The organism is Paucibacter sp. JuS9, from assembly GCF_044043925.2.
Taxonomy (GTDB): domain Bacteria; phylum Pseudomonadota; class Gammaproteobacteria; order Burkholderiales; family Burkholderiaceae_C; genus JAUASW01.
In genome coordinates, this window is record NZ_CP194172.1 from 419,594 (window position 1) to 440,041 (window position 20,448).

Below are 20,448 nucleotides of genomic sequence, written 5' to 3' on the forward strand. Positions count from 1 at the left end.
GAGCTCTTGGTGCGCAGACTTTGGCTGATTTTCGCCCAGGCCACGACGGTGGCATTGGCGGTGTTGTTTGTGATCGCGACGCTCAAGCCCGACTGGCTGCGCCGTCCCGAGCTCAAACCGCTGCGCCAGAGTCTAGGCGCATCGGCACCTCTGAAGCTCACCAGCAATCCGCCGCGTGAAGCGAGTGCTTCCCGCGAAGACGGCCACGGCCTGCGTGCTGCCGCCCGCAATGCGGCACCGGCGGTGGTCACCATCATGGCCAGCAAGGCACCGGCGCGTGACAAGCAGGACCCCTGGTTCCGTTTTCATGAAGGCCTGCGCGGCGAGGTGCAGCGCTCGCCGCAGGTGGGCCTGGGTTCGGGCGTGATCGTCACGGCGGACGGCTACCTGCTCACCAACAACCATGTCGTCGAGGGCGCGTCCGACATCGAGGTGCGGCTGAACGACGGTCGCCAGGCCAAGGCCGAACTGGTGGGTACCGACCCTGAAACGGATCTTGCCGTGCTTCGGGTCGGCTTGCGCGATTTGCCGGTGATCGAGTTCGGTCGCATCGAGGAGCTGGCGGTGGGCGATACGGTGCTGGCCATCGGCAACCCGTTCAATGTCGGCCAGACGGTGACGTCGGGCATCGTCAGCGCCATGGGCCGCAAGGAACTCGGCATCAACATCTTCGAGAACTTCATCCAGACCGATGCGGCGATCAACCCCGGCAACTCTGGCGGCGCGCTGGTCGATGCCGATGGCGCGCTGGTGGGCATCAGCACGGCGATCTATTCGCGTTCTGGTGGCAGTCTCGGCATCGGCTTCGCGATCCCGGTCAGCACGGCACGCCAGGTGATGGAGTCGCTGGTGCGTGATGGCCAGGTCGCGCGCGGCTGGATTGGTGTGCAGACCCGCGAGCTGAACGAGGAGTTCATCGAGGCCTTCAAGCTGAAGGTGCGCGAGGGCGTGCTGGTCAGCGGCGTGCTGCTCAATGCGCCCGCAGAGAAGGCCGGCATCAAGCCGGGCGACGTGGTCACCCGCGTGGCCGGCACGCCGGTACGCAGCCCTGGTGAATTGCTCACCGCAGTGGCTGCTCTTGCGCCCAAGTCGAAGGCGCAAATTTCAGTGCAACGGGGCGACAAGGCCCTGCAGATCGAGCTGCTGGTGCAGCAGCGACCGCGGCCGCCGGCCAAGGAGTGAAGGGCCGGGGCCTCAGGCCTCGGTTTCCGCCTCGACCCGCTTGGGCTTGATGAAGAGCTTGGTCGCCATGATGCCAATCTCGTAGAGCAGGCACATCGGAATCGCCAGCGCCAGCATCGAGACGACGTCGGGTGGCGTGATCAGCGCCGAGACCACGAAGGCCACGACGATGAAATAGCTGCGGAAGGTCACCAGCTGTTCCACCGTCACCATGCCCACCTTGACCAGCAGTACCACCACGATGGGCACCTGAAAGGCCAGGCTGAAGGCGATGTAGAGCCCGAGGATGGCCTCCACATAGGAGGCGATGTCCGGCGTGGCCGCGACCGAGGCCGGTGTCATGGCCTGGATGAAGGCGAACATCCGGTCCAGCACGAAGAGCTGGACGAAGGCGATGCCGGCATAGGCCAGCAGGCTGCCGAAGAAGATCAGGGGCAGGGCGAAGCGCTTCTCATGGCTGTACAGCCCTGGCGCCACGAAAGCCCAGGCCTGATAAAGCAGCCAGGGCAGCGCCAGCAGCATCGCCGCCATCAGGAGCACCTTCAGCGGAATGAAGAAGGGCGAGAACACGCCGACAGCGATCAGCTTGGCGTCCACCGGCATGTGGGCGCGGATCGGCTGTGCCAGGAAGTCGATCAGACCGCTGGCGCCCGGCCAGATGGCCAGCGCTGCCACCGCCACCGCCAGGCCGTAGACGGCCTTGAGCAGGCGGTCGCGCAGCTCGATCAAATGGGAGACGAAGGGCTGCTCGGTGCCCGCCAGTTCGTCTTCTTTCTCAACTGTCATGTCGATTTCCGTGGCCGAAAGCGAGCCACGCGAGCGGCACCGGACTGGACGTTGCGGCGCACGCCCTCGCGCTGCTTGTACCACTGGGGCGTGGCGCCGCGTTTGAGTCGCCAGTTCTTCTTGGGCGATGAATAGCGGGGCGGCGCAATGCTGTGGCCCAGATAGTCAGGGTCGCTGCCGCTGCCATCTTCGAGCCCGGACCAACTGGACTCGAACACCTGGCCGGCGCTCGCCACCTCCTGGCGTACCGACTGTTCCATGTCCTGGGCAGCGGTTTCCATCTGGGTCTTCATCTTCTTGAGCTCGTCGAGCTCGATGGAGCGATTGACCTCGGCCTTGACGTCGGCCACATAGCGTTGGGCCTTGCCCAGCAGGTGGCCCACGGTGCGGGCCACGCGCGGCAGTTTTTCCGGCCCGATGACGATGAGCGCCACCGCGCCGATCAGCGCCAGTTTGTCGAAACCGAAATCAAGCATGCAGCGGCGCGGACCTGATCAACCCTTGGTCTTGGCTTCGACGTCGACGGTGTTGGCGTCGTTCGTCTTGTTGGCCGTGACTTGCTGTGGCGGCGTGTCGGCAGCGCCGTCCTTCATGCCGTCCTTGAAACCCTTGACGGCAGAGCCGAGGTCGGAGCCGACATTCTTCAGCTTCTTGGTGCCAAAGATCAGCACGACGACGACCAGCACGATCAGCCAGTGCCAAATGCTGAGTGAACCCATGGTGTTTCTCCAGAAAACGTTTGAGAGATTCTAGTTGGCCTGTGTGACAGGCCCCGATTGCTAGCCTTTGAGCCAGGGGCGAGGGCCGCCCATGACGTGCATGTGGAGGTGATAGACCTCCTGGCCGCCGTCAGGCCCGGTGTTGATCACGGTGCGGAAACCGTTGCCGACACCCAGCTCCTTCATCAGCCTGGGCGCCAGCAAGAGCATGCGGCCAGCCAGCTCGGCATGTTCGGTGCCGAGCTCCGCGTGCGTGGCGATGTGCTGCTTCGGGATGATCAGCACATGGACGGGCGCCCACGGATGGATGTCGTGAAAGGCGAGCAGGTGCTCGTCTTCATAGGCCTTCTTCGAAGGAATCTGGCCCGCGACAATTTTGCAGAAGATGCAGTTCGGATCGTGCGACATGGCTGTTTCAGTTGTGAGGACGTTGTGCAAATTCCTGCAAACCGGACAGGCCTTCGCGGCGGGCCAGCTCGGCCAGCACATCGGCCGGCTTCAGGTCGAAGGCGGCCAGGGCAATCATCGAATGGAACCACAGGTCGGCCACTTCGTAGGTCAGCTTCCGGGCGTCGCCGTCCTTGGCTGCCATGACCAGCTCGGTGGCTTCTTCGCCGACCTTCTTCAGGATCGCGTCCAGCCCCTTGTCGAACAGCTTGGCCACATAGCTGCCCGCGGGGTCGCCGCCATTGGCCGGCTTGCGCGATTCGATCACCTCGGCCACGCGGGCCAGCACTTGCTGCTCGTTCATTTGTAGATGCTCTCGGGGTCTTTCAGCACCGGCTCCACGGCCTGCCAATTGCCCTTCTCCAGGCGCTGAAAGAAGCAACTGTGGCGGCCGGTGTGGCAGGCAATGCCGGGTTCATGGCCCTGCTGCGTGATCTTCAGCAGCACGACGTCGTTGTCGCAGTCCAGGCGCATCTCATGCACCACCTGCTTGTGGCCGGATTCCTCACCCTTGTGCCACAGCTTCCTGCGCGAACGGCTCCAGTAGACGGCTTCGCCGAGCTCGGCGGTGCGCGCCAGTGCCTCGCGGTTCATCCAGGCGAACATCATCACGTCGCCGCTTGAATGCTCCTGTGCGATGACGGGCACCAGGCCGTCGGCGTCCCACTTGATTTGATCGAGCCAGTTCATCGCGGAAGTGTACTCAGCAGGCGCCGGGCCGCCCCAAGCCTGCTGAGCGCCCTCCTGGAGGGCTGCGGCCTCAGGCCGCTGGGGTGTCAACATGTTCAGCCGACATGCGTGATGCCGCTGTGCGCCCTCTCGGCCGCGAACCATTGCAGCACCGGAATCGTGCCCGGCAGCACCGGCTGCAACTGCACCGGCAGCGTCTGCCAGGCCATGGCCTGCTGCTCGCGCATTTCGAACTCGCCCTGCCACTCGTAGACCTTGCAGAAATGCAGGCGCACGCGGGCATGGGGGTAGTCCATCATCTCGACCTTCCACGGGTGCGCGGCGCCGATGGTGATGCCGAGCTCCTCATGCAGCTCGCGCCGCAGCGCCTGCTCCACCGTCTCGCCGGCCTCCAGCTTGCCGCCCGGAAACTCCCAGTAGCCGGCGTAGACCTTGCCTTCGGGGCGCGAGGTCAGGAGGAACTGACCTTCGGCGCCAGCGGCATCGCGCTGCACCAGCACGCCCACGGCCACGTCCACCGGGACGCGTTCTTCTTGTTCAGACATGGTCCAGACCTTCCGGCGGAATGCTCTTGTTGTTGCCTGAGGCTGCCGCAGGTTCGGTGCCGCCGCGCCCCGCCAGGTCGCGGGCGAACTGATAGGCCACGCGGCCCGAGCGAGAACCGCGCTCCAGCGCCCAGATCAGCGCCCCCTGGCGGGCGGCCGCGATCGCTGCTTCATCGAGGCCGAAGAAGCGCAACCATTGCCCGGCGATTGCCAGGTACTCGTCCTGGCTGAAGGGATAGAAGCTGATCCAGAGGCCGAAGCGTTCGGACAGCGAGATCTTCTCTTCCACTGCCTCGCCGGGATGTACTTCACCGTCTTCAGTGTGCTTGTAGCCGAGGTTGTCGCGCATCTGCTCCGGCAGCAGGTGGCGGCGGTTGCTGGTGGCGTAGATCAGCACGTTGTCGCCGGCCTCGGCCACCGAGCCGTCCAGCATCGATTTCAAGGCCTTGTAGCCCGGCTCGCCCTCGTCGAAGCTGAGGTCGTCGCAATAGACGATGAAGCGCTCCGGCCGGCCTGAGACCAGGTCCACCAGGTCGGGCAGATTGACCAGATCGGCCTTGTCCACTTCGATCAGGCGCAGGCCCTGGCCGGCAAATTCATTCAGGCAGGCCTTGATCAGCGAACTTTTCCCCGTGCCCCGGGCGCCGGTCAGGAGCACATTGTTGGCAGGCTTGCCAGCCACGAACTGGGCGGTGTTGCGCAGCAGCTTGTCCTTCTGCGGCTCGACCTCTTTCAGGTCCGCCAGGCGGATTCGCGCCACATGCCGCACTGGCTCCAGCAGCGCGTGGCTGCCTCGCTTGCGGTAACGGAAGGCGCTGGAAGCGGCCCAATCGGGCGCTGTCAGCGGCTGCGGAAGGATGCCTTCCAGGCGTGCAAGCAGGGCTTCGGCCCGGGTGATGAGGGAGTCGACGGCGAACATGAAGCGAGTGTAGTGACAGCCCCAGGCGATAATGTTCGCCGTGAAGCAAGCCAGACCGCCGCTGGGGCAAGCGTGGAAACACGGCCCTGGAGGAAGGTCCGGACTGCAAAGAGCGGCGTAGCAGCTAACGGCTGCCCGGCGAAAGCCGAGGATCAGAGCAACAGAGACGAGTCAGACCGGGTCCGATTCGGGTGGTCTGTGACCGAAAGGTCACAGCACCCAGATCGGGCAAAGCCCGATCTGGGTGAAACGGGCAATCTCTACGCGCAGCAACACCAAGTAGGCCAGCGTTGATGCGGCTCGCAGAGCTGGCGGGTAGGTGGCACCGAGCTGGGCAGTGATGTCCGGCCCAGAGGAATGGCGGTCACAGGGCTGGATGCGCAAGCATCCGGGCCTGCACAGAATCCGGCCTATCGGCTTGCTTCACACTTTTTCCATTGCGCTGCATCGGCCCGCGCCTCGGCAGCGCACGGCCGCCGGACGCCCGCCAAATGGCGGCCGCTACACTGCTTGCGCACCCCCATCCCACCCTCCGCTGATCGCCGCCGATGAATCCTGAAGCCAGCCAACTCTGGCGCGCACCGCGCTGGGCCCTGGCCGTTCTGCTGGCCTGCCTGGGCATGGTGGGGCCGTTCTCGATCGACACCTACCTGCCCGCCTTCGCCGGCATCGCCCGCGCACTGGATGCCACGCCGGTGCAGATGCAGCAGACGCTGTCGAGCTATCTGTTCGGCTTCGCGGTGATGAACCTGTTCCACGGCGCGCTGTCGGACAGCTTCGGGCGGCGCCCGGTGGTGCTCTGGGGCATGGTGGTCTTCACCGCCGCATCGCTCGGTTGCGCCTTGTCCACGAGCATCGGCCAGCTGGTGTTCTGGCGCACGGTGCAGGGCATGTCGGCGGGCGCAGGCATCGTGGTCTCGCGCGCCATCATCCGCGACATGTTTCCGCCTTCGGAAGCGCAGCGGGTGATGTCGCAGGTCACGCTGTTCTTCGGCGTGGCCCCGGCCATTGCGCCCATGGTGGGCGGTTTCCTTTTCGTCCATGCCGACTGGCATTCGATCTTCTGGCTGCTCGTGGTCCTGGGCGTGGCCCTGGTTGTTGCCAACTGGCGCCTGCTGCCCGAGACCCTGCACATCACGCAGCGCCAGCGCTTCCACGTCGGCGACCTGATGCGCAACTACTGGCGGCTCACGACCAGCCGGCGCTTCATGCTGCTGGCGCTGGCCAGCGGCATCCCGTTCAACGGCATGTTTCTCTACGTGCTGGCGGCGCCGGTGTTCCTCGGTGAGCACCTGGGGCTGGAGCCGCAGCAGTTCTTCTGGTTCTTCTGCTTCTCCATTGGCGGCATCATGGGTGGCGCCTGGTTCAGCGGCCGGCTGGCCGGCAAGATCCGGCCACGCCGCCAGATCCGCCATGGCTTTGTGATCATGTTCCTGGTCTCGCTCGTCAATATCGGCCTGAACCTGGCCTTCCCGGCCAAGGCCTGGTGGGCGCTGCCGGTGGTGGGTGCCTTTGCCTTTGGCTGGGCGCTGATGGTGCCGGTGGTGACGCTCCTGGTGCTGGACCAGGCGCCCGACCGCCGCGGCATGGCCAGCTCGCTGCAATCCTGCATCGCCAGCCTGGCCAACGGCGTGGTGGCCGGCGTGCTGGTGCCCTTGGTGATGCATTCGACCATCGCCCTGGCCTTTGCCTCGGCCGGGATGATGATGATCGGCCTTGTCGCCTGGCATGTGGTCAAGCGCGAGGTGGCTCAAGACCGCTAGGAAAACAGCCGATGTAGAGGCCAGCAGGCCTCGTTTCGAGGCCAGGAGTGCTGCATGTCGAAATCACCGCGGGCCCTGGGCTTCGCTTTGTCCTTGGGATTGGCGCTGGCGCCGGTCTGGGCTGCCGGCCCGAAGGGGGCCAAGACTGGCGCGCCCGAAAAGGCTGAAAAGGCCGAGGCCGCAGCCAGCGCCCCGGCCAGCGAGGAGCCGCTGGACGTGCTGCGTGAGCGCCTGGCCGAGCGGCTCAAGACCGCGCCCAGGGGCGATGCGGCCAAGGTGTCTGGCCGGGGTGGTCGGGCGGATGCGAAGACGGCTGAACCCAAAGGCAAGGCCAAGGCTGAGGTGCATTGGGGCTATGCCGGCGATATCGGGCCAGAGCGTTGGGCCGAGCTGACGCCGGAGTACCGCCAATGTGCGATCGGCACCCGCCAAAGCCCGATCGACATCCGTGACGGCATCAAGGTCGACCTGACGCCGATCACGTTCAACTACAAGCCTAGCTCCTTCTCGGTGCTGGACAACGGCCATACCGTGCAGGTGAACATGGCTGCGGGAAACAGCCTGGAGGTGATGGGCAAGCGCTATGCCTTGCAGCAGTTCCACTTCCATCGTCCGGCAGAGGAGCGCATCAATGGCCGCAGCTTCGAGATGGTGGCGCACCTGGTGCACAAGGATTCTGAGGGCAAGCTGGCCGTGCTGGCGGTGCTTTTCGAGCAGGGGTCGGATGAATCCAAGCAGCCGGTGGTGCAGACGGTCTGGGCCAATCTGCCGCTGGAGAAGCACGAGGTGCTGGCCGGCCCGGGCCAGATGGACCTGAGTGAGCTGCTGCCTGCCGACAAGGCCTACTACACCTTCATGGGCTCGCTGACGACGCCGCCCTGCAGCGAAGGCGTGCTCTGGCTGGTGATGCGCCAGCCGGTGGCCTTGAGTGCGGCCCAGCTCAATGTCTTTGCCCGGCTCTACCCGATGAACGCGCGGCCGGTCCAGGCCGGCTCGGGGCGGCTGATCAAGGAGAGTCAGTAGGGGCCGAGGCCCTCAGCGCTTGCTCAGCCACAGCTTGAGCGTTGCGAACAGCTGCTCGGCCACCACGGGCTTGGCCACGTGGTCGTTCATGCCGGCGTCGAGGCAGCGCTGCCGTTCTTCGTCAAAGGCGTTCGCCGTCATGGCCAGGATGGGCACCGGGTTGCCGCTTGCGCGGATCGCGCGCGTGGCATCCAGGCCATCCATCTGCGGCATCTGCACATCCATCAAGACCAGGGCATAGGCGCCGGTGGCAGCCATGGCCACGGCCTGCACCCCGTCCTCGGCCACATCGACGGACAGACCTGCGCTGCCCAGCAGGGCCACGGCAACCTCCTGGTTCACGAGGTTGTCTTCGGCGAGCAGCAACCGGGTACCGGCGAACTTGTTGGCGAGCTCCTGCGCGGCCTGGCTGCGGCTCAAGCGCGCCTGCTGCGGCGCCGGGTTGGTCGCCTTGTCCAGCGTCAGACGGAACCAGAATCGACTGCCGCTGCCGGGCTGGCTCTCGACGCCGACCTCGCCGCCCATCAGATCGGCCAGGCGGCGGCAGATCGCCAGACCCAGGCCCGTGCCGCCATAGCGCCGGGTGGTGGAACTGTCGGCCTGCTCGAAGTCCTGGAACAGCCGGCCCTGCGCTTCTTCGGCGATGCCGATGCCGCTGTCTTCGACCTCGATCAGCAGCTGCAGCGCCGTGCCCAGGTCGCGCTCGACCTGCACTCTGATGCCGACGAAGCCGTTGTCGGTGAACTTGACCGCATTGCCGGCGAAATTGAGCAGGATCTCGGAGATGCGCTGCGCATCGCCCTGCAACTGCTGCTGCTCCAGCATCGGGTCGAGCTCTACGTGGACTTCCAGCTTCTTCTCGGCCGCGCGTTGGGCGAGCATGCCGGTGACGGTGTCCAGCACCTGGCTCAGCGAGAACTCGGCGATCTCGAGCTCGAACTTGCCGGCCTCGATCTTGGAGAAGTCCAGCACGTTGTTGATGATGGACAGCAGGTGCTCGGCGGCATCCGCCACCTTTTTCAGGCGCGCCTGCTGCTCGGCCTCGCGGCTGTCCCGACGCACCAGATAGGTCAGGCCGATGATGGCGTTCATCGGCGTGCGGATCTCGTGGCTCATGTTCGCCAGGAATGCGCTCTTGGCCAGGTTGGCTGCCTCGGCTGCCTCGGTGGCGGAAGCGAGCTGGCGGGTGCGGGCCTCGACCAGGTCTTCCAGGTGGTTGCGGTGCTCTTCCAGCTCCAGCGCGTCGCGGCGCTGGCGTGAGATGTCGGTCAGGAAACCATGCCAGAGCACGGCGCCGTCGTCTTCGGCGCGCGCAATTGCATTGCCGAACAACCAGCGTTCCGTGCCGTCGGCGTTGTGGGTGCGGAACTCCTGCTGCCAGGGCGCCAATTGCTGGGCCGAGCTCAGGAGCGAGCTCATCACCGCGCTGCGATCATCAGAATGCACCTGCTGGAACCACTGCGTCGCATCCGTGGCCAGCTCGGCGGCTGACAGGTGGAAGTAGTCGCGCACCGCCTCGCTGACGTAGCCGAACTCGAAGTGTCCATCGCCGTGGCGCCGCAGCTGGAACACCACGCCCGGCACGGTCTCGGCCATGCCCCGCAGGCGCTCGATCAGCGTCTGCTGCGCATTGAACTGCTGCTGCAGCGCGTTGCGCATGTCGCCCAGGTGCTGGCCCAGCAAGCCGATCTCATCCTGGCGCCCGGTCTGCAGCTCGGCCGAGAAGCGGCCTTGCGCCAAGTCGTTGGCGAAACCGCCCAACTGACGCAACGGTTTCATCACGCGCGAGTCCAGCAGCAGGAGCACGAACGCCAGCGAGATCGCCAGCTGCAGCCCCACGGTTGCACCGTACAGCCAGCGCTGACGGCTGAGTGCTTCAGCGGAGAGGTGGTCGTCGATCTCGATGCGGATATGGCCAATGCGCGTGCTGCCGCGATAGACGTCGCGCGCGCTGGTCAGGGTGTTGCCGCGGCTGCGTTCGGGCGCGCGCACGTCGATGAAGGGCTTGCCCTGGGAGTTGTCGGCCACGCTGATATGGACAACGTCGGGTGCCTTCATCACCGCCGCCACCACTTCGCGCGCAGCCACCTGGTCGAGGTTCCACAGCAGCTCAGGCAGGCTGCTGGCCAGCACGTCGAGCTTGGTTTCCAGGTCGCGTTCCAGCGCGGCCTGCGCCACTTGTGGCTCGCGCAGTCCTATCCACAAGCCGCCGATGATCAGGGCGGGCAGAAGCAGGCCGATGACGGCACCCGTCGCGATCGCGATAAAAAGCGAGCTGGAGGCTTTGCGACTCAAGATGGACTCATGCGGTGCGAGCTCCGGACGGCGGCTGGCCGGCAAGGGACTGGCGCGGGGCCAGACGAGGCATTATCGTGACTCAGAACAGGCTCGGCCGTGGCCTGATGGCAGGGAGTGTTTGTGACAAACCAACACCTATTGGTGTCTGCGAGGGCTGCCGTTGCCGATGCGGGACGGCTGCGCGCGCTGGTCATTGACGAGAGCGACCTCACGCGCTCGGTGCTGGCTGGCATCCTGCGCCAGCTCGGCTTGCCCATGGTGGCCAGCGCCCGCCGCCCGGAAGAGGCGCGCCGGATGATACGCAGTGCGCCGCAGCCCTATGACCTGATCGTCAGCGATTTCCATTTTCGCCAGCAAGGTGGCGACGCCATGACCGGCCAGGACCTGCTGGACGAGCTGCGCCAGGCCCGTGGCCTGCCGATGCAGACCGCTTTCATCATGGTGACCGACGAGGCTCGCTACCAACATGTGGCCGATGCGCTGGAGGGCGCACTGGACGACTACCTGCTCAAGCCCATCACCGCAGGCCAGTTCGAGGATCGCTTTTGGCTGGTGATGGAGCGCAAGGCGGCCTTCCGCGAGGTGTTTCGGGCCATCGAGGCTGGTGAGTACGAGAAGGCGGCTCAGCAGTGTGAGGCGATGTTTGCCGAGGGACAGAAGTTCCGCATCTACGCGGCCCGGATTGGTTCCGAGCTGTATCTGCGCCTGAACCAGCTGGATGCGGCCAAGCGCATGTTCGAGGCCCTGCTGGCCCACAAGGCCGTGCCCTGGGCGCGTCTGGGCCTGGCCCGCATCGAGCTCAGCACCGCCGACTCGGCCACAGCCTGTCGCACACTGGAGACCTTGCTGGTCGAGAACCCCGGCTATGCCGATGCCTATGACGTCTACGGCCGGGCGCTGCTCGAAGAGATGAAGCTGGAGGCGGCGGTTGAGGTGTTTGCCAAGGCGGTGCAGATCACGCCGGGCAACATCACGCGCCTGCAGAAGCTGGGTTCGCTGGAGCTGTTCCTGGGCCGGCCGGAAGCGGCCGTTCAGCATCTCGGTGCGGCGTTGACGCTGGGCGGGCAGTCACGCACGCTGGACTACCAGGGCGTGGTGGCGCTGGCCATCGCCTGCGTGGACCGCGAGGCCCTGGAGACTTGCGAGCGGGCCGGCCGCTTTCTGGAAGAGGCAGCCGGGCGCCATCCCGACAGCCAGCGGGTGCGCCGCCTGCGCCTGTCCAGCGAAGTGGCCCTGGCGCTGGCCCGGCGGCGCTTTGATGCGGCGCGCGCCGGCCTGGTGGCCATGGCTGCAGAGTTGAATGAGCCCGAGTTCAGCTTCGAGATGGCGGGCAATCTCTTGCAACTGCTGGTGCGCTGCGCGCCGCACTGCCCCTTGCCGGACTGCAATATCTGGGTGCGTCGGGTGGCCGAGCGCTTCTGCATTTCGCGCCCGCGCACCCGCTTGCTTGAACTGGCAGCGGCGCCGATGCCGCCGATTGAAGACATGCTGCGCGAGGCCGCCGGCAAGATCAACGAGGCCTCGCGCGAGGCCATGACCCACCTGGTCAGCAAGCAGCATGGCCGCACCTTGCAGGCGCTGGTTGAGTTGGCCGAGCGCAGCCTGAACGCCCGCATCATCAACTTGGCGCGGGCGACCCTGGAGCACCATGGCCACCATCTGGCGGCCGAAGACGCCTCGCGCCTGGGCCGGCGCATCGAGGCGCTGCATGAGGTCTATACGGACGCCGGGAGGCGTCTGGTGGAGCGCCGGTCCTGAGCCCTCAAAGCAGGCGGAAAGCCAGCACGGCCACCAGCGTCGGGCCGAGTGCGGCGGCGAGCAGGTAGAGCGGGTTGATCGTCTGGTCTTCGAATTTGCCGCGCAGGATGGCCACGCCCGCCGGGTTGGGCGCATTGGCCACGACGGTCAGGCCGCCGCCGGTCACGGCGCCCGCCACCAGTGCAATCTTGAACTCGGGCGACAGGCCTGGCACCAGCGAGCCCAGGTAGGTGAGGGCGGCGTTGTCGGTCACGGCGGTCAGCGCGGTGGCGCCGTAGAACACCGCGTCCGGGCTCATGCTCAGCAAGAGTGGTTGCAGCCACCACTGCTGCAGCCCGCCGAGCACGACGAGGCCCGCGAGGAAGAAGGCCACGAGCAACGCCTCCTTCAGGATCAGCGGGGTCTGGTGGCGCTGGTAGGCGCTGGTGAAACCGAGGAAGAACAGGAACAGGCCCATGAAGATCGCCGGATGGTGGGCGAACACCACCACGCCGGCCAGGAAGAGCAGGTGCACCGCGACCACGGTCAGCGGCACCGGTTCTTCGGTGCGGCCCTGCGATTGCGCCAGGGTCGCCAGTTCGCGGCGGAACAGCAGCGCCAACATGGCGGCATTGATGCCCACGGCCACCGCTGCCTTCCAGCCAAAGTTGCTCAGCATGAAGCTCATGTCCCATTGCCAGACGCCGGCCACCATCAGCACCGGCGGTGCGGCAAATGGCGTCAGCGTGCCGCCGATCGAAATGTTGACGAAGAGCGCGCCCACCGTGGCATAGCGCAGGCGCGCCGACGTCGGCTGGGCGAACAGGCTGTCACGCAGCATCAGGGCCGCCAGCGTCATCGCTGCTGGTTCGGTGATGAACGAGCCGAACAAGGGCACCAGGCCCAGCAGCAGGATATAGAGTGCGATGCCCGAAGGCAGGGGCAGCGCCCGGGCGATGCCGCGCACCAGGTCTCCGGCGATTTGCAGCACCGGCCGGCTGGCGGCCACCACCATGATGGCGAACACGAACAGCGGCTCGGTGTAGTTGCGCGTGTCCACATAGTGCGTGGCGGCCGTCGAGCCCTCCAGTGCAAACAGGCCCACGATCAGCACCATGGCCCAGAAGCCGAACACCACCTCCACCTCGCCCAGCAGGTGGAACAGGCCGGCATGCCTGGGCCGGGTGTGGGCCAGGCGCTCGAAGAACTTGGTCGAGAAGGTGTGGATCAGCGCCAATGCGAAAAGCACGGCAGCCAGGATCTGAACTGTGGTCGGGGAGGCGCTTGTCATCGCGGCGATTCTGTCAGAGCAGGCCGGCCTCCTGGCAGCGCGTGGCCCGCTTTCGACGACCAGACGCGTTCGGCAAGGGGCGGATGCAGACCTTCAGCAATCTCATCCAGCACTTGCAATGCCCCCCGCAAGTCCTTAATTTTGAACGACTTTTATCTCGCCGCTGTCGCAAGAATCGGTTCTAAGTACTTGATTTCATTGAATAAATTTGTGATTTCGCTTGACCGTGTGCAGGTCGATGATTAAAGTGGTGAAAAGTGCAATTTAGTGGATCGCCGTGGCGAATTTTGTGTTTCAGGGGGCAAGTGCCTTGGCGATGGACGCCAAGGGGCGTCTGGCCGTCCCGACACGCCACCGCGAGGTCCTGCAGGCGCTCTGCGCCGGCCAGTTGACGGTCACCAAGCACCCGGAAGGCTGCCTGATGGTCTTCCCCCGCCCGGCCTGGGAAACCTTTCGTGATCGCATCGCTGCGCTGCCCATGTCAGCCGCCGGCTGGAAGCGGGTGTTCCTTGGCAATGCACAGGACGTCGAGATCGACGCCGCCGCCCGCGTCTTGATCGCGCCTGAGTTGCGCACTGCAGCCGGCCTGTCCAAGGACGTGATGCTGCTCGGCATGGGCAGCCACTTCGAGCTGTGGGATGCGGCCACGTACGCCGCCCACGAAGCCCAGGTCATGGAAAGCGACCTGCCCGATGCATTGAAGGACTTCAGCTTCTGATGTCCACACCCGCCTTCACCCATACCACCGTGCTGCTCGACGAAACCGTCGATGCGGTGCTTACCGATCCGGCCGGCCTCTATTTGGACGGCACCTTCGGCCGCGGCGGGCATTCGCGTCTGCTGCTCTCCAGGCTTGCTGCGGAGGGGCGTCTGATCGCCATCGACCGCGACCCGGAAGCTGTCGCCGCAGCGACCACCGGTGAAACGCGGGTCACGGACCCGCGTTTTTCCATCTGCCACGCCCCCTTTGCCGAGATGCGCGAGCAGCTGGCTGCGCTGGGCATAGCTCAGGTGCAGGGCGTGATGCTGGACCTGGGCGTCTCGAGCCCGCAGATCGACAACCCCGAGCGCGGGTTCAGCTTCCGCTTCAGCGGACCGCTGGACATGCGCATGGACACGACCCGAGGCGAAAGCGCCGCGGACTTCCTGGCCCGCGCTGATGAGCGCCAGATTGCGGAGGTGATAAAAAACTATGGGGAAGAACGGTTTGCTGTTCAGATTGCAAAGGCGCTTGTTGCTCGCCGCGACGCGGGGCAGCCCGTACGAAGCACCGATGAGCTTTCCAAAGTCGTGGCTGGCGCGGTCAAGACCCGCGAGCCGGGCCAGGACCCTGCAACGCGCACATTTCAAGCTCTTCGGATTCAAGTCAACGGTGAGCTCGAGGAACTCGAGCAGGGCCTGAAGTCGGCGCTGGCGCTCTTGGCGCCGGGCGGCCGGCTGGCGGTGATCAGCTTCCATTCGCTGGAAGACCGCATCGTCAAGAACTTCATTGCCGAGCACAGCAAGGAAGTGTTCGACCGCCGCGCGCCCTTTGCCGAGCCCAAGCCGCTGGCGCTGAAGGCGCTGGAGCGCATCAAGCCCAGCGCCGCCGAGATCAAGGCCAACGGGCGCTCGCGGTCAGCCGTGCTGCGCGTGGCTGAGCGTACCGATGCGCCACTGCCGGCCGAACCGCAGGGCCGCTATGGCAAGGGAAGCAAGCGGTGAGCCGGATCAACTTCGTGCTGCTGCTGGCTGTCCTCGGCTCGGGCATCCTGATGGTGCGCAGCGCCTATGACGCGCGCCGCCTGTTCACCGAGATCGACCGTGCCCAGGCCGAGGCACGCCGGCTCGATGCCGACCTGCAGCGCCTGCAGGCCGAGCGCCAGGCGCAGGCCACCAATCTGCGCGTCGAGAAGGTCGCGCGCGAACGCCTGAACATGCGTGCGATCTCGCCGGCGATCAGCCAGCAAGCTTCGCTGCACATGGACGGCAGCGCGAGCGGAGTGGCGCGATGATAGTCCGCAAGAAGAACAAGGACGGCGGCGGCTCTCGTGCCGTCAATACGCGAAGCGTGAGCTACAGCTCGAGCCCGCTGCTGGCTTCGAAGACGCCGCCCTGGCGCTCGCGCTTCCTGGTCGCGCTCGTCGGTCTGTCCTTCGCCGGCCTCCTGGGGCGCGCACTCTATGTGCAGGTGATCGGCACCGAGTTCTTCCAGAAGCAGGGCGAGGCCCGGTATGCCCACACGCTGGAGCTGCCGGCCAGCCGCGGCCGCATCAACGACCGCAGTGGCCAGGTGCTGGCTGCCAGCGTGGCCGTGCCTTCGTTCTGGGCAATTCCGAAAGATGTCGAGGCCGATCCGGCCAAGCGCCGCGCGCTGGCCAAGATTCTCGGCATCAGCCGCGACGAGCTGGAGCGCAAGCTCGACCCGAGCAGCCGCTTCGTCTGGCTGCGCCGCCAGGCTGACGACGACACCGCCGCACAGATCAAGAACCTGGCGCTGAAGGGCGTGTTCCAGGACCGCGAATACAAGCGCAAGTATCCGGAAGGTGAGGCGGCGGCCCATGTGGTCGGCTTCACCAATATCGAAGAACGTGGCCAGGAAGGCATCGAACTCGCGTTCCAGAAGGAGCTTCAGGGACGCGATGGCTCGCGCGCCGTGGTGCGCGACCGCCTGGGCCGCGTGGTCGAAGACATCGGCGACCGCGTGCCTGCGGTGAATGGCCGCGACATCGACCTCAGCATCGACTCCAAGATCCAGTTCTTCGCCTACCAGCGCGTGCGCGATGCCGTGGCCGAGCACAAGGCCAAGGCCGGCTCGGTGGTGGTCCTCGATGCGCAGACCGGCGAGGTGCTGGCCCTGGCCAACTACCCGAGCTTCAATCCCGGCGACCGCCAGAACCTCAGCGGCGCGCAGCTGCGCAACCGCGCGCTGACCGATGTGTTCGAGCCCGGCTCCACGATGAAGCCCTTCATTGCCAGCCTGGCAATGGAAACCGGCCGTGTGCGCCCGGAGACCATCATCAATACGGCGCCGCGCAGCCTGGTGATTGCCGGCTGGTCGCCGACCGACGCCCATCCGCATGGCGACCTGAGCGTCGCCGAGGTGATCCAGAAGTCCAGCAACATCGGCGCCGCCAAGCTGGCCATGCAGATGCAGCCGCGCGAGATGCACGAGATGTTCACGGCCATCGGCCTGGGCCAGCGCCTGCAGATCAATTTCCCCGGGGCCATCACCGGCAAGCTGCGGCCGTACAAGAGCTGGCGCCCGATCGAGCAGGCGACGATGAGCTACGGCTACGGCCTCTCGGCCTCGCTCTTGCAGCTCGCTCGCGCCTACACCGTGTTCGCCCGCGATGGCGAAGTGATCCCGATCACCATGACGCGTTCGCAGAGCGGTGATCCGGTGCATGGCATCCGCGTGTTCTCGCCCAAGGTCGCTCATGACATGCGCGGCATGCTTCAGTTGGCGGCCGGCCCTGGCGGCACGGCGCCGATGGCGCAGGCGCCGGGCTACAGCGTGGGCGGCAAGTCCGGCACCGCGCACAAGCAGGAAGGCAAGGCTTACGCCGGCAACAAGTACCGCAGCTGGTTCGTGGGCCTGGCGCCGATCAACAACCCGCGCATCATCGTCGCGGTGATGGTGGACGAGCCGAGCAACGGCGTCTACTTCGGAGGCGCCGTGGCCGGCCCGGTGTTCAGCCAGGTGGTCTCGCAAAGCCTGCGGCTGATGAATGTGCCGCCCGACCTCGAGGTCAAGCCGCAGATCGTCGCCAGCCAGAAGATGCAAGCGGTGGAGGAGAGCTTCTGATGCTCAAGCCGCGCCGCTCTCTCCATCATGCGCAAAGCCCCTTGCTCGCCGCAGCAGCACCGCTGTGGCGTTCGCGCCTGCTGGTACTGGCCGTGGGCTGTGCCTTTGCCGGCCTGCTCGGCCGCGCGCTGTATGTGCAGGGCATCGGCACCGAGTTCTTCCAGCAACAGGGCGCCGCGCGCTACAGCCACAAGCTCGAGCTGCCCGCCAGCCGCGGCCGAATCAGCGACCGCAGCGGCCAGTTGCTCGCCACCAGTGTGGCCGTGCCTTCGTTCTGGGCGATTCCCGGCGATGTGGACGCCGACCCGGCCAAGCGCGCCGAGCTGGCACGCATCCTGGGCCTGACGCAGGCGGAGCTGGCCGAGAAGCTGCTGCCCGGCGGCCGCTTCGCCTGGTTGCGCCGCCAGGGTGACGACACCATGGCCGCTCAGATCAAGGCGCTCGGCATCAGGGGCGTGTTCCAGGACCGCGAGTACCAGCGCCGCTATCCAGAAGGCGAGGCCTCGGCCCACGTGGTGGGCTTCACCAACCTCGAGGAGCATGGCCAGGAAGGCATGGAGCTGGCACTGCAATCCAAGCTGCAGGGGCGCGACGGCTCGCGCGCCGTGGTGCGTGACCGTCTGGGCCAGGTGGTCGAGGACATTGGCGAACGTGTCGCTCCGAAGGACGGGCAAGACGTGACCCTGTCGATCGACTCGCGCATCCAGCACCAGGCCTACCAGCGTGTGCGCGAAGCCGTGACGGCACACCAGGCCAAGGCCGGCAGTGCGGTGGTGCTGGATGCCCTGACCGGCGAGGTGCTGGCCCTGGCCAACTACCCGAGCTTCGACCCCGCCAACCGCAAGAAACTGAGCGGCGAACAATTGCGCAACCGCGCCATGACCGACCAGTTCGAGCCGGGCTCGACGATGAAGCCCTTCACCGTGAGCCTGGCGCTCGAGGCCGGCCGCGTGACGCCGCAGACCATGATCGACGTCGGCGGCGGCCAGTGGAATTTCTTCGGCTCCGTCATTACCGACGCGCATCCGGCCGGCGTGCTGAACGTGACCGAGGTGATCCAGAAGTCCAGCAATATCGCGGCAGCCAAGCTGGGCCTGCAGGCGCAGCCCCGCGAGCTGCACGAGATGTTCACGGCCATCGGCCTGGGTCAGCGCCCGGAGCTGCCATTCCCGGGTGCCGCCATTGGCAGCTTGCGCCCCTACGCGAAATGGAAGCCGATCGAGCGGGTCACGATGAGCTATGGCTACGGCCTGTCGGCCTCGCTGGTGCAAATCGCTCATGCCTACACGGTGTTCGCGCGCGACGGCGAGCTGATTCCCCTGACCCTGGACAAGCAAGCCGAAGGCCGGGCCGTGCATGGCCGCCGCGTGTTCTCCGCCAAGACGGCGCAAACGATGCGCGCGATGCTGCAGACCGTCACCGAAGCAGGCGGCACCTCGCCGCAGGCGCAGGTGGCTGGTTACAGCGTGGGTGGCAAGTCCGGCACGGCCTACAAGCAAGTGGGCAAGGGCTATGACAAGAGCAAGTACCGCGCCTGGTTTGTGGGCCTGGCGCCGATCAGCAATCCGCGCATCGTGGTCGCGGTGATGGTGGACGAACCCAGCAAGGGCGCCCATGACGGCGGCCGGGTGGCCGGCCCGGTGTTCAGCGACGTGACCGGCGGCAGCCTGCGCCTCTTGAAGGTGAAGCCCGACCTGGCCGTGAAGCCGCAAATCGTGGCCGGCATTGCGCCGGCCCAGGACAAGAAACTCTGATGCTGACCCGACTCAAATCTCCGGAAGCTGCGGCCCGCTGGCTGCAGGAATGGACCACCGGTGCGCTGCAGACCGACAGCCGTCAGGTGCGCCCCGGTGATGCCTTCATCGCCTGGCCGGGCTATGCACGCGATGGCCGCGAATACGTGGCTGCTGCCTTGGCGGCCGGTGCTGCCACCTGCCTGGTCGAAGCTGAAGGCGTGGACGCCTACAACTTCGTCGATGCCCGCGTGGCCTCGCTGCCCGGGCTGAAGTCCAAGACCGGCCTGATCGCTTCGGCCTGTTATGGCGCGCCCAGCCAGGCACTGTCGGTCGTGGCCGTCACCGGCACGAACGGCAAGACATCGTCGGCCTGGTGGGTGGCGCAGACGCTCTCGCTGCTGGGCCAGCGCTGCGGTGTGGTTGGGACCCTGGGTGTTGGCGAGCCGCCGCTGGCGGGCAAGCCGGCAGCCATCGAGTACACCGGCCTGACGACGCCTGATCCGGTCCTGCTGCAACAGGCGTTCAAGCGCATGGCCGACGAGGGCTTCGCAGCCTGCGCCATCGAGGCCTCGTCCATCGGTGTCAGGGAGCATCGCCTGGCTGGCACGCGAGTCTTGGTGGCCTTGTTCACCAACTTCACGCAGGACCACCTGGACTATCACGGCAGCATGGAGTCCTACTGGGCCGCCAAGCGCGAGCTGTTCGACTGGGCTGGCCTGCAGGCAGCCGTGCTGAACGTCGATGACCCAAAGGGCGCAGAGCTTGCCGTGGAATTGGCAGCCAAGCTAGATGTCTGGACCTGTGCGCTGAACGGTGAAGCCCGCCTCTCGGCGCATGACATGCACTACGGCGCGGGCGGAATCGCCTTCACCTTGCGTGAAGGCGCTGACGCCATTCAGGTGCAGACCGGCCTGATCGGCGAGTACAACATCGCCAACCTGCTGGGCGTGATCGGCGCCTTGCGTGCGCGCGGCCATTCGCTCGCCGATGCAGCAGGCGTTGCCGCGCAAGTCACGCCAGTGCCGGGCCGTATGCAACGCGTTGGCAATGGCCGCGAGTTGCCCGAAGTGGTGGTGGACTATGCCCATACGCCCGATGCCCTGGACAAAGCGCTGCAGGCGCTGCGCCCGCTGGCAGCGGCCCGCGGCGGCCAACTCGTCTGCGTCTTCGGCTGCGGCGGAGATCGTGATCGCACGAAGCGCCCGTTGATGGGCGCCATTGCCGCTCGCATGGCCGACCGCGTGATCGCCACCAGCGACAACCCGCGCACCGAATCGCCCGAGGCCATCCTGGCCGACATTGCGGCCGGCGCACCGGGCTCCTTGCAGATCGTTGACCGCCAGCAGGCCATCGAACGCGCGGTGCTGGAAGCCGGCGCTCGCGACGTGGTCTTGGTGGCGGGCAAGGGCCACGAAGACTATCAAGAAATCATGGGCGAGCGCCGCGCCTTCTCGGATGTCGAGCAAGCACGTGCGGCCTTGATCCGGAGGGCTGGTCTGTGAACACCGCAAGCCTCAATTCAACG

At 66.1% G+C, this 20,448-nt stretch carries 20 protein-coding genes and 1 other RNA gene; 11 read left to right on the forward strand and 10 right to left on the reverse strand.

Annotated elements, in window-relative coordinates:
• The first annotated feature begins 9 nt into the window (after positions 1-9).
• Complete coding sequence (locus tag ABT392_RS01795) at positions 10-1,182, forward strand: S1C family serine protease (RefSeq protein ID WP_334279006.1); 1,173 nt, start codon at positions 10-12, stop codon at positions 1,180-1,182.
• 12 nt (positions 1,183-1,194) lie between these two features.
• Here the strand turns inward: ABT392_RS01795 and tatC are convergent, their stop codons facing one another.
• From tatC to ABT392_RS01835, 8 genes are all read right to left on the reverse strand, one after another.
• The gene (gene tatC, locus ABT392_RS01800; RefSeq protein ID WP_334279005.1) at positions 1,195-1,968 is read right to left on the reverse strand and encodes a twin-arginine translocase subunit TatC; all 774 of its coding nucleotides are present in this window, start codon (positions 1,966-1,968) and stop codon (positions 1,195-1,197) included.
• Positions 1,965-2,444, reverse strand: a complete 480-nt coding sequence (tatB, locus tag ABT392_RS01805) for a Sec-independent protein translocase protein TatB (protein ID WP_395384255.1) — start codon at positions 2,442-2,444, stop codon at positions 1,965-1,967. The genes tatC and tatB overlap by 4 nt, the downstream gene beginning before the upstream one ends.
• An 18-nt stretch (positions 2,445-2,462) precedes the next feature.
• Complete coding sequence (tatA, locus tag ABT392_RS01810) at positions 2,463-2,687, reverse strand: Sec-independent protein translocase subunit TatA (protein ID WP_334279003.1); 225 nt, start codon at positions 2,685-2,687, stop codon at positions 2,463-2,465.
• A 60-nt stretch (positions 2,688-2,747) separates the two neighbouring features.
• Entirely contained in the window at positions 2,748-3,095 is a 348-nt protein-coding gene (locus ABT392_RS01815) for a histidine triad nucleotide-binding protein (RefSeq protein ID WP_334279002.1), read from the reverse strand.
• Positions 3,096-3,102: 7 nt separating this feature from the next.
• On the reverse strand, positions 3,103-3,438 hold the full coding sequence (locus ABT392_RS01820; RefSeq protein ID WP_334279001.1) for a phosphoribosyl-ATP diphosphatase: 336 nt from the start codon (positions 3,436-3,438) through the stop codon (positions 3,103-3,105).
• Complete coding sequence (gene hisI, locus ABT392_RS01825) at positions 3,435-3,824, reverse strand: phosphoribosyl-AMP cyclohydrolase (protein ID WP_334279000.1); 390 nt, start codon at positions 3,822-3,824, stop codon at positions 3,435-3,437. The genes ABT392_RS01820 and hisI overlap by 4 nt, the downstream gene beginning before the upstream one ends.
• Positions 3,825-3,919: 95 nt before the next feature.
• Positions 3,920-4,369, reverse strand: a complete 450-nt coding sequence (locus tag ABT392_RS01830) for an NUDIX domain-containing protein (RefSeq protein ID WP_334278999.1) — start codon at positions 4,367-4,369, stop codon at positions 3,920-3,922.
• On the reverse strand, positions 4,362-5,288 hold the full coding sequence (locus ABT392_RS01835) for an ATP-binding protein (RefSeq protein ID WP_395384253.1): 927 nt from the start codon (positions 5,286-5,288) through the stop codon (positions 4,362-4,364). The genes ABT392_RS01830 and ABT392_RS01835 overlap by 8 nt, the downstream gene beginning before the upstream one ends.
• 42 nt (positions 5,289-5,330) lie before the next feature.
• On the opposite strand from ABT392_RS01835, the gene rnpB reads away from it, so the two are divergent.
• The 3 genes from rnpB (at position 5,331) to ABT392_RS01850 (ending at position 8,074) form a co-directional block, all read left to right on the forward strand.
• Positions 5,331-5,717: RNase P RNA component class A (rnpB, locus tag ABT392_RS01840), an RNA gene on the forward strand.
• Positions 5,718-5,836: 119 nt separating this feature from the next.
• Positions 5,837-7,051, forward strand: coding sequence for a multidrug effflux MFS transporter (locus tag ABT392_RS01845; protein WP_334278997.1), 1,215 nt, complete (start codon positions 5,837-5,839; stop codon positions 7,049-7,051).
• A 54-nt stretch (positions 7,052-7,105) separates the two neighbouring features.
• Entirely contained in the window at positions 7,106-8,074 is a 969-nt protein-coding gene (locus tag ABT392_RS01850; protein ID WP_334278996.1) for a carbonic anhydrase, read from the forward strand.
• 12 nt (positions 8,075-8,086) lie between these two features.
• On the opposite strand, the gene ABT392_RS01855 is transcribed toward ABT392_RS01850, so the two are convergent.
• The gene (locus ABT392_RS01855) at positions 8,087-10,369 is read right to left on the reverse strand and encodes an ATP-binding protein (protein ID WP_334278995.1); all 2,283 of its coding nucleotides are present in this window, start codon (positions 10,367-10,369) and stop codon (positions 8,087-8,089) included.
• A 144-nt stretch (positions 10,370-10,513) separates the two neighbouring features.
• Between ABT392_RS01855 and ABT392_RS01860 the strand changes: the two genes are divergently transcribed.
• A complete protein-coding gene (locus ABT392_RS01860) occupies positions 10,514-12,130 on the forward strand; it encodes a response regulator (protein ID WP_395384252.1) in 1,617 nt (538 codons plus the stop codon).
• A gap of 4 nt (positions 12,131-12,134) precedes the next feature.
• On the opposite strand, the gene ABT392_RS01865 is transcribed toward ABT392_RS01860, so the two are convergent.
• A complete protein-coding gene (locus tag ABT392_RS01865) occupies positions 12,135-13,400 on the reverse strand; it encodes a putative Na+/H+ antiporter (RefSeq protein ID WP_334278993.1) in 1,266 nt (421 codons plus the stop codon).
• A gap of 289 nt (positions 13,401-13,689) precedes the next feature.
• Here ABT392_RS01865 and mraZ point away from each other — a divergent pair, with 289 nt between their 5' ends.
• From mraZ to ABT392_RS01895, 6 genes are read left to right on the forward strand one after another with little or no spacing between them, the layout of a single operon-like run.
• On the forward strand, positions 13,690-14,118 hold the full coding sequence (gene mraZ / locus ABT392_RS01870) for a division/cell wall cluster transcriptional repressor MraZ (RefSeq protein ID WP_395386787.1): 429 nt from the start codon (positions 13,690-13,692) through the stop codon (positions 14,116-14,118).
• Positions 14,118-15,104: a 16S rRNA (cytosine(1402)-N(4))-methyltransferase RsmH gene (gene rsmH / locus ABT392_RS01875; RefSeq protein WP_395384251.1), complete on the forward strand. Its 987-nt coding sequence runs from the start codon at positions 14,118-14,120 to the stop codon at positions 15,102-15,104. Before mraZ ends, rsmH begins: the two co-directional genes overlap by 1 nt.
• Entirely contained in the window at positions 15,101-15,394 is a 294-nt protein-coding gene (gene ftsL / locus ABT392_RS01880) for a cell division protein FtsL (protein WP_334278991.1), read from the forward strand. The genes rsmH and ftsL overlap by 4 nt, the downstream gene beginning before the upstream one ends.
• Positions 15,391-17,187 (forward strand): peptidoglycan D,D-transpeptidase FtsI family protein, encoded by a 1,797-nt coding sequence (locus tag ABT392_RS01885; protein WP_395384250.1) that lies wholly within the window; start codon positions 15,391-15,393, stop codon positions 17,185-17,187. The genes ftsL and ABT392_RS01885 overlap by 4 nt, the downstream gene beginning before the upstream one ends.
• Positions 17,187-18,941 carry a peptidoglycan D,D-transpeptidase FtsI family protein gene (locus tag ABT392_RS01890; RefSeq protein WP_395384249.1) on the forward strand — a complete coding sequence of 585 codons (1,755 nt, stop codon included), beginning with the start codon at positions 17,187-17,189 and terminating at the stop codon, positions 18,939-18,941. The genes ABT392_RS01885 and ABT392_RS01890 overlap by 1 nt, the downstream gene beginning before the upstream one ends.
• Positions 18,941-20,425: a UDP-N-acetylmuramoyl-L-alanyl-D-glutamate--2,6-diaminopimelate ligase gene (locus tag ABT392_RS01895; RefSeq protein WP_395384248.1), complete on the forward strand. Its 1,485-nt coding sequence runs from the start codon at positions 18,941-18,943 to the stop codon at positions 20,423-20,425. The genes ABT392_RS01890 and ABT392_RS01895 overlap by 1 nt, the downstream gene beginning before the upstream one ends.
• Positions 20,426-20,448 lie beyond the last annotated feature (23 nt).